This is a genomic window from Janthinobacterium svalbardense (assembly GCF_002327145.1).
Taxonomy (GTDB): domain Bacteria; phylum Pseudomonadota; class Gammaproteobacteria; order Burkholderiales; family Burkholderiaceae_D; genus Janthinobacterium; species Janthinobacterium tructae.
In genome coordinates this window covers 3011959-3025223 of the sequence record NZ_CP023422.1, presented here as the reverse complement: position 1 = coordinate 3025223, position 13265 = coordinate 3011959, and the positions used below count along the sequence as shown (strand labels likewise).

General features: G+C 60.3%; 12 protein-coding genes. 4 read left to right on the top strand and 8 right to left on the bottom strand.

The features are described 5' to 3' along the window. Nucleotides 1-17: 17 nt before the first annotated feature. The 8 genes from rseP to rpsB all read right to left on the bottom strand — a co-directional run bounded on the left by rseP (nucleotide 18) and on the right by rpsB (nucleotide 7701). Nucleotides 18-1379: an RIP metalloprotease RseP gene (gene rseP / locus CNX70_RS13580; RefSeq protein ID WP_096235114.1), complete on the bottom strand. Its 1362-nt coding sequence runs from the start codon at nucleotides 1377-1379 to the stop codon at nucleotides 18-20. After that, nucleotides 1376-2560 (bottom strand): 1-deoxy-D-xylulose-5-phosphate reductoisomerase, encoded by a 1185-nt coding sequence (gene ispC / locus CNX70_RS13575; protein ID WP_096235113.1) that lies wholly within the window; start codon nucleotides 2558-2560, stop codon nucleotides 1376-1378. The genes rseP and ispC overlap by 4 nt, the downstream gene beginning before the upstream one ends. Before the next feature lie 8 nt (nucleotides 2561-2568). Continuing rightward, complete coding sequence (locus CNX70_RS13570) at nucleotides 2569-3402, bottom strand: phosphatidate cytidylyltransferase (protein WP_096235112.1); 834 nt, start codon at nucleotides 3400-3402, stop codon at nucleotides 2569-2571. Further along, a complete protein-coding gene (uppS, locus tag CNX70_RS13565; protein WP_096235111.1) occupies nucleotides 3402-4169 on the bottom strand; it encodes a polyprenyl diphosphate synthase in 768 nt (255 codons plus the stop codon). The genes CNX70_RS13570 and uppS overlap by 1 nt, the downstream gene beginning before the upstream one ends. A gap of 99 nt (nucleotides 4170-4268) precedes the next feature. Further along, on the bottom strand, nucleotides 4269-4829 hold the full coding sequence (gene frr, locus CNX70_RS13560; RefSeq protein WP_071077757.1) for a ribosome recycling factor: 561 nt from the start codon (nucleotides 4827-4829) through the stop codon (nucleotides 4269-4271). A 185-nt stretch (nucleotides 4830-5014) separates the two neighbouring features. After that, nucleotides 5015-5731 (bottom strand): UMP kinase, encoded by a 717-nt coding sequence (pyrH, locus tag CNX70_RS13555; RefSeq protein WP_096235110.1) that lies wholly within the window; start codon nucleotides 5729-5731, stop codon nucleotides 5015-5017. Nucleotides 5732-5878: 147 nt separating this feature from the next. Beyond that, nucleotides 5879-6790 (bottom strand): translation elongation factor Ts, encoded by a 912-nt coding sequence (gene tsf / locus CNX70_RS13550; protein ID WP_010397617.1) that lies wholly within the window; start codon nucleotides 6788-6790, stop codon nucleotides 5879-5881. 158 nt (nucleotides 6791-6948) lie between these two features. Further along, on the bottom strand, nucleotides 6949-7701 hold the full coding sequence (gene rpsB / locus CNX70_RS13545; protein WP_096235109.1) for a 30S ribosomal protein S2: 753 nt from the start codon (nucleotides 7699-7701) through the stop codon (nucleotides 6949-6951). Nucleotides 7702-8090: 389 nt separating this feature from the next. Between rpsB and map the strand changes: the two genes are divergently transcribed. The 4 genes from map to CNX70_RS13525 all read left to right on the top strand — a co-directional run bounded on the left by map (nucleotide 8091) and on the right by CNX70_RS13525 (nucleotide 13191). After that, complete coding sequence (gene map, locus CNX70_RS13540; protein ID WP_096238442.1) at nucleotides 8091-8903, top strand: type I methionyl aminopeptidase; 813 nt, start codon at nucleotides 8091-8093, stop codon at nucleotides 8901-8903. Between the two features lie 36 nt (nucleotides 8904-8939). Then, on the top strand, nucleotides 8940-11507 hold the full coding sequence (locus CNX70_RS13535; RefSeq protein ID WP_096235108.1) for a [protein-PII] uridylyltransferase: 2568 nt from the start codon (nucleotides 8940-8942) through the stop codon (nucleotides 11505-11507). Nucleotides 11508-11548: 41 nt separating this feature from the next. Then, complete coding sequence (locus tag CNX70_RS13530; RefSeq protein ID WP_096235107.1) at nucleotides 11549-12298, top strand: pseudouridine synthase; 750 nt, start codon at nucleotides 11549-11551, stop codon at nucleotides 12296-12298. A gap of 128 nt (nucleotides 12299-12426) precedes the next feature. Further along, entirely contained in the window at nucleotides 12427-13191 is a 765-nt protein-coding gene (locus CNX70_RS13525; protein ID WP_096235106.1) for a flagellar brake protein, read from the top strand. Nucleotides 13192-13265 lie beyond the last annotated feature (74 nt).

Sequence of the window (13265 nt, the reverse complement as noted above, 5' to 3'; positions counted from 1 at the left end):
TGGCATCAACCACCGCCCTAATTCAGCAATCGCAACACGTCATTAAAGACGGCAAGCACCATCAAGGTCAGCAACAAACCGATCCCCAGGCGCTGGGCAATCTCGCCTACGCGCTCCGGCAAGGGGCGTCCGGTCAAAACTTCCAGCGAATAATACAGCAAATGCCCGCCATCCAGAACAGGAATGGGTAGCAAATTCATCACGCCCAGACTGATACTGATGAAGGCAATGAAGCTCAGGTAGCTTACCAGGCCGGTGCGCGCCGTCTGGCCCGCGTAATCGGCGATGGTAATGGGCCCCGTCACATTCTTCAGCGAGACCTGGCCGGTAATCATTTTACCCAGCATTTTCAGGCTCATGACACTGGTGTCCCAGACCTTGGTGGATGCCTTGCCCACAGCAGAGAACGGTCCGGAGGCCACGCTGATCATATCCGGCACCTGCCCCAGCTTTGCCTGGATCTTACCAACTGTTACAGCTCCCTCTGCCCCCGCACCCGGCACGGCCTCCGGCGTAATGGGCAAGCTCAGGTCCTGGCCCTGGCGCAGGAGTTGCAATTGCAAGGTCCGGCCCGGCGCCTGGCTCAGGGTGGCGATGACGGCCGCCACGTCGTGCACGGGCTGCTCGTCGATGGCCAGGATCTGGTCGTTTTTCTGCAGGCCGGCGCGCGCGGCGGCGCCACCGGGCATGATTTCCATCAGGGTCGGCGCGGAACGGGCCAGGGTCAGGCCCAGCTTGCCCAGCACGTCGCCTTCCAGGTCCGTCTCCGTCAGGCTGGCTGTTGGCAAGGTCGCTTCCTGCTGGCCACGGTCGGGACGCTGCACTTCGATGTGCGCCGGCTGCTTGTCGAGCGTGGCCTGGATCAGTTCCCAGCGCAGCTCGGACCAGCTGGCCACGGCCTTGCCATTCACCGTTTCAACCATATCGCCGCTGCGCAAGCCGGCCGCATAGGCGGCCGTCTGCTCGGCCACGGGACCGAGCTTGCTCGACGGCTCTTCGATGCCATGCATGAACAGGCCCGCGTACAGCACGATGGCGACGAGGAAATTGGCGAGCGGGCCGGCGGCCACGATGGCGATGCGGCGCCACACGCTCTGGCGCGTGAATTCGCGGCGCAATTCGCTTTCCGGCAAGTCGCTGAGGTCTTGCGCGCGGCTGTCGAGCATGCTCACATAGCCGCCCAGCGGCAGCGCGGAAATCGCCCATTCCGTCTGGTCCTTGCCAAACTTGCGCGAATACACCACTTTTCCCATGCCGATCGAGAAGCGCAGCACTTTCACGCCGCACCAGCGCGCCACCAGATAGTGGCCCAGCTCGTGCAAGGTAATCAGTGAACCGAGCGCGACGATAAAGGCCAGCAAGGTGGTAATGAGCGTCATGCAGCCAGCCTTTGGGCGATATACGCGTGCGCGGCCGCTCTGGCCAGGCGATCCTGCTCCATCACGGCCTCGATGCTCGAGGCGGCGCCATGCGGTACCGTCTCGATCACGTGCGCGATGACTCTGTCGATCTGGCGGAAGCCGATCTGCTCGTCGAGGAAAGCTTGCACGGCCACTTCATTGGCCGCGTTGAGCAGGGCCGGCGCCGTGCCGCCTGCGCGCAAGGCATCGAACGCCAGCGCCAGGCAGGGGAAACGGCGGAAATCGGGACGTTCGAACTGCAGGGTGGCCACTTGCGCCAGGTCCAGCTGCGCCACGCCAGAGTTGATACGCTGCGGATAGGCCAGCGCATGCGCGATCGGCGTGCGCATGTCCGGGTTGCCCAGCTGGGCCAGCACGGAACCGTCAACATATGACACCATCGAATGGATCACGCTTTGCGGATGGATCAGCACCTCGATCTGCTCGGCCGGTGCGCCGAACAGCCAGTGCGCCTCGATCACTTCCAGGCCCTTGTTCATCATGGTGGCCGAATCGACGGAAATCTTGCGCCCCATGGCCCAGGTCGGATGCTTGCACGCCTGGTCCGGCGTGACCGTGTCGAGCGTCTCGACGTCGCGCGTGAGGAAGGGGCCGCCGGAAGCTGTCAGCACGATTTTCGCCACGCCGGAGGCAGCAGGCGCGCGGCCATGCGCGTGCGGCAGGCATTGGAAGATGGCGTTATGCTCGCTGTCGATGGGCAGCAGCACGGCGCCGTTATCGTGCACGGCATCGATGAACAGCTGGCCGGACATGACCAGCGCTTCTTTATTGGCCAACAATACTTTCTTGCCGGCGCGTGCCGCCGCCAAGGTGGGCGCCAGGCCGGCCGCGCCGACGATGGCCGCCATCACGCCCGTCACCTGCGGCGCGCTGGCGATGGCGCACAGGGCTTCCACACCGTACTCGACCTGCGTAGCGACGCCCTGCCCGCGCAGCAAACGCGTCAGTTCAAGGGCGGCATCTGCCGTGCCGACGACGGCGCGCAGCGGACGGAACTGCAGGCACTGCGCGGCCAGTTCGGCTACGCGGCTATGCGCGCTCAGCGCATACACGCTGTATTGCTCGGGATGACGCGCGAGCACGTCCAGGGTGGACACGCCGATCGAGCCGGTCGCGCCAAGGATGGTGATGTATTGCATGAGTTTCCTTAAAGCCAGCTGGCCACGAGGGCGGCAAATGGCAGGACCGGGATCAGCGCGTCGATACGGTCGAGTACGCCGCCATGGCCAGGCAGCAGGTTGCTGCTGTCCTTGATGCCGGCGCGGCGCTTCAATTGGGATTCGAACAGGTCGCCGACGATGCTGGCCGCGACGACCAGCAGCAGCACCAGCAAGGCCACCAGCCAGCCGCGGCGCAATTGCAGTTGCACGGCGAAGGTGTCTTGCAGCACCGGCAGCGATGGCGCGGCGACGATGGTGATGGCGGCAATGACCAGCACGGCGATGCCGCCGCCGATGGCGCCTTCCCATGATTTTCCTGGGGAAATGCTGGGTGCCAGCTTGCGCTTGCCGAACGCCTTGCCCGAAAAATACGCGCCGATATCGGCAATCCACACCAGGGCCATGACGGACAGCAAGTACAAGGGGCTATGCAGGAACAAGGCGATGATGGCGACGAAGCAGCCGACGATGGTCACCGGGTACACCAGGCTGAGCAAGGTATTGCCCAGGCCTTCGGTGGGCGGCAAGCCCGTCGCCAGCGAGGGCACGAAGCGGATCAGCCAGATGGCCACGCACAGGGCGAACCAGAAATTGAGCTGCGCCATGCCGTTAGCGACAAAAAACGTATACGCGAAGGCGGCAGTCCAGACGGCAGCGATCAGGAGCGCCTGGCGATTTTTGAAAATGCGGAAGCTTTCCCAGACGGCGGCGCCGAAGAACGCCGTGGCGATCACGGCGAAGGCAGGGAAATAATTCAGATACAGAACCGGCAGCAAGACCGCCAAGAGGACCAGGGCGGTGATTATCCGTGTTTTCAGCATCAGTTTGTCTTTTCAGTTAATTGCGCGCTGGTACGGCCAAAGCGCCGTTCGCGCTGCTGGTAAGACGCGATTGCCGCGTCGAGGCACTCGTCATTGAAGTCGGGCCAGAAAGTCTCGGTAAAAAACAGCTCAGTGTACGCCAGTTGCCACAGCAGGAAATTGGAAATGCGCTGCTCGCCGCCCGTGCGGATGAACAGGTCAGGTTCGGGCGCATAGGCCATGGCCAAGTGCGGCGCCAGTTGTTCTTCCGTGTAAGCCTGCCCGGCAGGCTGGCCGTTGGTGGTGGCCTCGGCCGTCATTTTGTTAACTGCCTGCATGATGTCCCAGCGCCCGCCATAATTGGCACAGATCGTCACCGTCAGGCGCGTGTTGCGCGCCGTCTTGCGCTCGGCATTGGCGATCAGGGTTTGCAGCTGCTCGTTGAAGCGCGACAGGTCGCCCACCACTTTCAGGCGGATGTCGTTGGCATGCATCTTGACCACTTCGCGTTCCAGCATGGTGACGAACAGGCGCATCAGCATCGACACCTCTTCTTCCGGGCGGCGCCAGTTTTCCGAACTGAAGGCAAACAGGGTCAGATATTCGACGCCCCGTTCGAGGCAGGTCTCGACGACACCGCGCACGGCGTCAGCGCCCTTGACGTGGCCAGCCACGCGCGGCAGGAAGCGTTTGGTTGCCCAGCGGCCATTGCCATCCATAATGATTGCCACATGGCGCGGCACAGTGCCCACCTCAGGTACTGCCGTTGTCGAACTCGAATAGATCATGAAAACACGAATACCAAAAATAAAAGATAACTATTATGCGCCAAATAGCACTGCCCGGAAAAGCCATGCTTTCCCGGGCAGCGTCAAAAGGACTGAAAACTAGACCGTCAGCACTTCTTTTTCTTTGTCGACCACCATCTTGTCGATGTCGGCAATAAACTTGTCTGTCAGTTTCTGCACTTCTTCCGACGAGCGGCGCTCATCGTCCTCGGAGCAGGCTTTTTCCTTGACCAGTTTCTTCAGCGACTCGTTCGCATCGCGGCGAATGTTACGCACGGCAATCTTTGCGTCTTCCGCTTCGGTCTTGACCAGCTTGACCATTTCCTTGCGGCGCTCTTCCGTCAGCGGCGGCGTCGGGACGCGGATCATGTCGCCCTGTGCCGATGGGTTCAAGCCCAGGTCGGCGTCGCGGATGGCTTTTTCAACGGTCGAGGCCATCTTCTTTTCGTACGGCTGCACACCGATGGTGCGCGCGTCGATCAGCGTCACGTTGGCGACCTGGGTCAGCGCCGTCGGCGAACCGTAGTAATCGACCATCACGTGGTCCAGGATACCCGTATGGGCGCGGCCGGTACGCACTTTGGCCAGGTCGGCCCGCAGTGTTTCCAGCGATTTCGTCATGCGTTCCTGGGTGTTCTTTTTAACGTCAGCTAAGGACATACGCCCTCCTATATCTTGATAATAAATGGGTATTACAATTATTCACTGCAGTGTAAATGTTCGCGCAGTCGGGAGTGCCGAAAACCGTTCAGGGCAAGGCGCAGCGCCGAAGACGCTACGAATGTACATAACGTGGATCAGGCGCTGCAACGCAGCCATGGACGGTTTCTCGGTGCTCCTTATTTCTATACGTGGACCAGCGTACCTTCATCTTCGCCCATGATGACACGCATGAGGGCGCCTGGCTTGGTGATCGAAAACACCTTGATTGGCAGTTTCTGGTCACGGCACAGGGCGAATGCGGTGGCATCCATCACTTGCAGGTGCTTGGCGATGGCGTCGTCGAACGATATCGTATGGTACAGGGTGGCGTTCGGATCCTTCTGTGGATCGGCCGAGTAGACGCCGTCGACCTTGGTGGCCTTCAGGACGATCTCGGCGCTCATCTCGGCACCGCGCAGGGCGGCTGCCGTGTCGGTGGTGAAGAACGGATTGCCGGTACCGGCGGCGAAGACCACCACTTTGCCTTCTTCCAGGTATTGCAGGGCTTTCGGACGGACGTACGGCTCGACAACTTGCTCGATGCCGATGGCCGACATGACGCGTGCGACGATGCCAACGTGGCGCATGGCATCGGCCAGAGCCAGTGCATTCATCACGGTGGCAAGCATGCCCATGTAGTCGGCGGTGGCACGGTCCATGCCTTGCGCGCCAGGCGCGACGCCACGGAAGATATTGCCGCCACCAATCACGATTGCCAGTTCCACACCCAATTTCGCCACCTCGGCCACATCGGCCACCATGCGCTCGATCGTGGCGCGGTTGATGCCGTAGGGATCATCGCCCATCAGGGCTTCGCCGGACAACTTGAGGAGGACGCGCTTGTAGGCTGGTTTTGACATGAGCTGGGGCTCCATAAATGAGGTTATTCGAGTATGACATGGCGCAGCGCCTTGCAGCGCCGGATAGGCGCGCGGGGCTGCCCATGCCGCCGCCCGGCACGACAGGTGCGGGCGGGCCAAAAAAACGGGCCTCTCGGCCCGCTTTACTTACGCTCCCTGGGAGGCAGCCATCTGTGCTGCGACTTCTGCTGCGAAGTCGTCTTGCTTCTTCTCGATGCCTTCGCCTACCACGTACATGGCAAAACCTTTGACGCTGGTGTTAGCCGCCTTCAGCATTTGCTCAACCGACAGCTTGTCGTTTTTCACGAAAGCCTGGTTCAGCAGCGACACTTCTTTCAGGAACTTCTGTACGGAACCTTCCAGGCGCTTGGCCAGGATTTCCGGCGATTGCGCTGGCTTGCCTTCGGCGGCCGCTTTGACTGCGTCTTCTTCGGCTTTCAGTTGGGCAACCGAACGCTCTTTTTCGATCAGTTCCGCAGGCACTTCGTTCGACGACAGCGACACTGGCTTCATGGCAGCGATGTGCATGGCCACGTCTTTGCCGACTTGCTCATCGGCGCCGTCGAATTCGACGATCACGCCAATGCGCGCACCGTGCAGGTACGACGCCAGCTTGTTGCTGGTTTCGAAACGCTGGAAGCGGCGGATGGTCATGTTCTCGCCGATTTTGCCGATCAGGGCAGCGCGCACTTCGTCCAGGGTCTTGCCATCGAGTGGCAGGGCCAGCAGGGCAGCGACGTCAGCCGGGTTGTGTTCTGCTACCAGACGGGCAGCGTTGTTGGCCAGTGCCAGGAAATCGTCGTTTTTCGCAACGAAGTCGGTTTCCGAGTTCACTTCGACCAGGGCGCCTACGCCATTGGCGATGTAGGTTGCCACGACGCCTTCAGCGGTGATGCGTGCCGATGCTTTCGATGCCTTGCCGCCCAGTTTGACGCGCAGGATTTCTTCCGCACGCGCCATGTCGCCTTCGGCTTCGGTCAGTGCTTTTTTGCATTCCATCATTGGTGCGTCGGTTTTGCCGCGCAATTCGCCTACCATCGCTGCTGTAATCGCTGCCATGTGTTTCTCCTGATTCGGTGAGTCGACAGTCGCGGCCGGGCAGATATGCCTCGCCAGCGGTCACTATCGTTTTTTTGTTAAAAAAAAGGGGGAGCTGCTGCCACCCCTTTTCCCTTACTGCTGTGCTTACAAACGGCTATCTTGCGATAGCCTGGCCATTAAGCCTGTTCGTTTACTTCGACGAATTCGTCGCCAGCGGCTGCTTTAACCATTTCAACAATTTCGTTACCGGCAGCTGCACGGCCTTCGATGATTGCATCAGCAACACCGCGAGCGTACAACATGATGGCTTTCGAGGAGTCATCGTTACCTGGGATCACGAAGTTCACGCCTTCTGGGGAGTGGTTGGTATCGACAACGCCGATGACCGGGATACCCAGTTTAGCTGCTTCGGTGATCGCACCTTTGTGGTAGCCGACGTCGACGACGAAGATTGCGTCAGGAATGCCGCCCATGTCCTTGATGCCGCCGATCGATTTTTGCAGCTTGATCATTTCGCGGGAGAACATCAGCGCTTCTTTTTTCGACAGCTTCTCGATCGAACCGTCTTCAACCATGACTTCCATGTCTTTCAGACGCTTGATCGAGGTTTTGATCGTTTTGAAGTTGGTCAGCATGCCGCCCAACCAACGTTGATCAACGAAAGGCACGCCAGCGCGTTGTGCTTCAGCAGCGATGATTTCGCGAGCTTGACGCTTGGTGCCAACCATCAGGATGGTGCCACGGTTTGCAGCCAGTTGACGCACGTGCTTCATTGCGTCCTGGTACATCGCCATGGTTTTTTCCAGGTTGATGATGTGGATCTTGTTGCGATGGCCGAAGATGAACGGTGCCATTTTTGGATTCCAAAAACGGGTTTGGTGACCAAAGTGGACACCGGCTTCCAGCATTTCGCGCATTGTTACGGACATTATTAACTCCAGGGTTGGGTCTGGAATCCGATCAGTCACCATACAGGCACCCTTGTCGACCGGATTCGCGTGTTTATATAAATTAAAGACACTGTTTTACTGCATTGCCCAAAAGAGAATTCAAGCAACCCGGGATTCTACACCGAAATGCCCATTCCATCAAGTCCACGGCGCAAATCGCGCGCGCAGCGACGGCAAGCCTTGCACCACACTGGTGCAAGGCGTATCCGCCATGGCCTTTCCCGCAAAAATCGCCTGCCTGCCATAGGATGGAGGCGGCGGATGCGGGGCGCCTCGTTTATAATTTCGACATATTTGCAGACTTTTTCTCCTACGCTGAGATTCGTCTGTGCTTTTCACCTGAATTCTTGCAGATTGCGAAACACACCATGTCCACCATCCGTATCAATAGCGCTGCCGACATCGAAGGCATGCGCGTTGCCGGCAAGCTCGGCGCTGAAGTACTCGATTACATCACGCCCTTCGTCAAGGTCGGCGTCACGACCGGCGAACTGGACCGCCTGTGCCATGAATACATGGTCAACGTGCAAGGCACCATCCCTGCCCCGCTGAACTATTGCCCGCCAGGCTACACGCCTTACCCGAAGGCCATCTGCACCTCCGTCAACGACGTCATCTGCCACGGCATTCCCGGCGACAAGGTCCTCAAGAGCGGCGACTCCGTCAACCTCGACATCACCGTCATCAAGGATGGCTACCACGGCGACAACAGCCGCATGTTCCTGGTCGGCACGCCCACCATCCTGGCCAAGCGCCTGTCGGAAATCACCTATGAATGCATGTGGCTGGGAATCGACCAGATCAAGCCGGGCGCCCACCTGGGCGATATCGGCCACGCCATCCAGCAACATGCGGAAAAAGCCGGCTACAGCGTGGTGCGCGAATTCTGCGGCCACGGCATCGGCAAGGTCTTCCATGAAGAACCGCAAGTGCTGCACTACGGCAAACCAGGCACCCTGGAACGCCTGGAAGCGGGCATGATCTTCACCGTCGAACCGATGATCAACTCGGGCCGCCGCGAGATCCGCGAAATGAACGATGGCTGGACCATCAAAACCAAGGACCGCAGCCTGTCGGCGCAATGGGAACACACGGTGCTGGTGACGGAAACGGGCTATGAAGTGCTGACCGTCTCGCCCGGCATGCCGCCACCGCCCGCCTTGATCCTGAACAAAGCCTGATTCTTCCATCCCACGCACCGCCACCCCAGGGCCCAGATGAAAAAGCAGATTCGGGAACAGCTGAAACAGCAACTGAAAGCCGACCGCCAGGTCGTCATTGCGGCCTTCCAGGCCGACGGCAAGCCTGAAAAACTGCTGCGCAGCCTGCGCCACAGCGTCGATGGCGTGCTGGCGCGCGCCTGGCAGGAAGCGGGTTTGCCGCCCGGCACGGCCCTGGTGGGCGTGGGCGGCTACGGCCGCGGAGAACTGTTTCCGTATTCCGACGTCGACCTGCTGATCCTGCTGCAACAGGCGCCGGACGCGCAAACGCAGGAAAAGCTTGAGGAACTGGTGCAGCTGCTGTGGGACCTGGGCCTGGAAATCGGCCACAGCATCCGCACGGTCGAGGAATGCATGGTCGAATCGAAGGCCGACATCACCGTGCAAACAAGCTTGCTCGAAGCGCGCCTCGTGTGCGGCAACGCGGACCTGTTCGCGCAACTGCAGCAGCGCTACGAGGCAGCCATGGACCCGCAGGCGTTTTTTCAGGCGAAAACGGCGGAAATGCGCCAGCGCCATGCCAAATACGAAGACACGGCTTTCAGCCTGGAACCGAATTGCAAGGAAAGTCCAGGCGGCTTGCGCGACTTGCAGGTGATTTTGTGGGTGGCCAAGGCGGCCGGGCTGGCCAATTCCTGGCGCACCCTGGCCACGGGCGGCCTGATCACCCTGACGGAAGCGCGCCAGCTGATGGAAAAGGAGCGCGCCTTCAAGGATATCCGCGTGCGCCTGCACCTGCATGCGGGACGGCGCGAAGACCGCCTGGTGTTCGACGTGCAGACGGCGATTGCCGAATCGCTGGGCTTGCAAGCCACGGGCAGCGGGCCGCACATGCGCCGCGCCAGCGAATACCTGATGCAGCGCTATTACTGGGCCGCCAAGACGGTGACCCAGCTCAACACGATTTTGCTGCAAAACATCGAGGCACGGCTGTTTCCGCAAGACGATGTGGCCGTGCCCATCAACGAGCGCTTCAATGAAGTCAACAGCCTGATCGACATCAGCGCCGACGATACGTTCGAACAATACCCGTCGGCCATGCTGGAAATCTTCGTGCTGATGACGGAGCGCCCGGCCCTGAAAGGCATGACCTCACGCGCCACGCGGGCGCTGTGGCACGCGCGCTTCAAGATCGACGCCGCGTTCCGCCAGGACCCCATCAATCGCGCCCTGTTCCTGCGCATCATGCGCGCCCCGGTCGGCATCATCCATGCGCTGCGGCGCATGAACGAGATGAGCATCCTGGGGCGTTACCTGCCGAATTTCCGCCGCATCGTAGGCCAGATGCAGCATGACCTGTTCCACGTGTACACGGTCGACCAGCACATTTTGATGGTGGTGCGCAACATGCGCCGCTTCACGATGAGCGAACATGCACACGAATACCCGTTCTGCAGCCAGCTGATGGCCGATTTCTCGCAATCGTGGCTGCTGTACGTGGCGGCCCTGTTCCACGACATCGCCAAGGGCCGCGGCGGCGACCATTCGAAGCTGGGCGTGGCCGATGCCACCCAGTTCTGCCAGGAGCACGGCATGTCGTTTGATGACACGGAACTGGTCGCTTTCTTGGTGGAAAATCACCTGACCATGTCGCAAGTGGCGCAAAAGCAAGACCTGTCCGACCCCGACGTCATCGCCGCGTTTGCAAAAGTGGTCAAGGACGAGCGCCACCTGACGGGCCTGTACCTGCTGACGGTGGCCGACATCCGCGGCACCAGCCCGAAAGTGTGGAACGCGTGGAAGGGCAAGCTGCTGGAAGACCTGTACAAGATCACCCTGCGCGTGCTGGGCGGCGAGCCGCACACGGCCGACCGCGAACTGAAGAACCGCCAGCAGGAAGCGCTGGCCACCCTGCGCCTGTACGGCTTGCCACCCGATGCCCACCTGAAACTGTGGCAGCAGCTCGATGTGGCGTATTTCCTGCGCCACGACGCCTCCGACATCGCCTGGCAGACGCGCTCGCTGTATGACAAACTCGACAGCAAGTTGCCAGTGGTAAAATGCCGGCTGGCACCCATCGGCGAAGGCTTGCAGGTGGCCGTGTACATTCCCGACCAGCCGGACCTGTTCGCACGCATCTGCAGCTATTTCGACCGCAAGAATTTCAGCATCCTCGACGCGAAGATCCACACGACGAGGAATGGCTACGCACTCGACACCTTCCTCGTCACCGAGCAGAACTTTGCCAAGAGCTACCGCGACATCATCAGCCTGATCGAGCATGAGCTGGGCGAACTGCTGCAGTCGCAAACGCCGCTGCCGCCGCCGGGCAAGGGACGGCTGTCGCGCCTGTCGCGCACTTTCCCCTTCCAGCCGACGGTGGACTTGCGGCCCGATGAAAAGGGCCAGTACTACCTGCTGTCGGTTGCCGCCAACGACCGCACGGGCCTGCTGTATGCAATCGCCAATGTGCTGACCAAGTACCGCATCAACCTGCACACGGCCAAGATCATGACCCTGGGCGAGCGGGTCGAAGACGTCTTCCTCGTCGACGGCCCCGCGCTCAACAATGCCCGCAACCAGATATTGCTGGAAACCGATTTACTCGATGCGCTGAAGGTGTAAACCTTGCGCGCAGCGCCTACCCTTACTGAAACTGAAACAACATGACCGAAGAATTATTACGCTTGTCCAAACGCATGTCCGAACTGGGCCTGTCCTCCCGCCGCGAAGCCGATGAATGGATAGCGCGCGGCTGGGTCCGCGTAGATGGCAAGGTGGTATCCGAACTGGGCAGCAAGGTCTATCCCAGCCAGAAAGTCACCGTGGAACGCCAGGCGGCGGCCGAACAGTCCAAGCGCGTGACCGTGCTGATCAACAAGCCGATGGGTTACGTCAGCGGCCAGGCCGAAGATGGCTACACGCCCGCCGTGGCCCTGATCAAGGCCGAGAACCGCTGGGCGGAAGACCGCAGTCCGGAACAGTTCCACCCGACCCAGCTGCGCAGCCTGGTGGCCGCCGGGCGCCTGGACATCGATTCCGTCGGCTTGCTGGTCCTGACGCAGGATGGGCGCGTGGCCAAGCAGCTGATCGGCCACGATACCGATATTGACAAGGAATACCTGGTGCGCGTCAGCTACACCAAGGGCGACGTCCTGCCCGACAGCGAGCTGAAAAAGCTCAACCACGGCCTGTGGCTCGACGGCAAGCCGTTGCTGCCGGCCAAGGTGCGCTGGCAAAATGAAGACCAGCTGAGCTTTACCCTGCGCGAAGGCAAGAAACGCCAGATCCGCCGCATGTGCGAAGCCGTGGGACTGAAAGTGCTGGGCCTGAAACGCGTGCGCATCGGCAAGGTCAAGCTGGGCGACTTGCCGACGGGCCAATGGCGTTATCTGAGCGCGGACGAGCAATTTTAAGCGTGCCGGGATCTATATCCAGCAGGCAACAAGAATAGTGAAATAAAGGCAATAATTGTGATTTAGTTAGCAAATATTGCCTTGAACCTATACACTATTCCCCATTAGAACAAAAGAGATACGCTGTCGTGAACGATCCCATTCCTAATCCCCTGCGCAAAGGCGCGCCCAGCCTGGCCGATGTGGCCGAGCCGATGGAGCCAGGCACCAAGCCGCACCATATGAGCGATCCGTGGGATATCGGCGAAACCCTGTGCAGCCTGGCTGATAACGGCGACGCCATTTCCATCTACCCGACAGGCGGCGAAGACGTCATCATGGCGCGCATATTGTCCGTCGACGACGACTTGCCGCAATTCGTGCTGGAACTCAATGAGGGGTCGACCCTGCCCGAAGGCGGCGCCACGTTTGTATCGTGGGTGCAAAGCGCCAAGCTGCAATTTACCATCAATGGCGAATGGCAGGCGTATCCCGAGCGGCCGAACGTCTACCTGACGAACTTCCCCAGCCATTGCCTGGTGCTGGAACGGCGCGAATCGGCGCGCCTGGAAACGCCGCTGGGCGTGTACTACCTGGCCGCCTTTGTGCTGGAAGGCCGGCCGTATGAATTGCAGCTGTATGATTTCTCGGCCGGCGGCATCGGCATGCGTGCCCACCCGCGCGATACGGTCGGCCTGTATGTGGGCCGCAAGCTGTCGCGCGTACGCCTGGAACTGGGGCCGGACAAGGTCATGATCGCCGACCTGGAAATCCGCCTCTCGCGCACCTTCCGCTCCTTCCTGCTGGGCGAGCAAGTGCAGATCGGCTGCCGCTTCCTGAACCTGACCGATACCATGCAGGATGAATTGAAAGCCTTGCTCGACAACCTGGGCAGCAGCCGCAAGGTGCGCTAGGTTTGCTTTACGTATAAAAAATGGCCGCCCAGCTCATGCTGCGCGGCCATTTTTTTGTTTGACAGTCAAAGTCG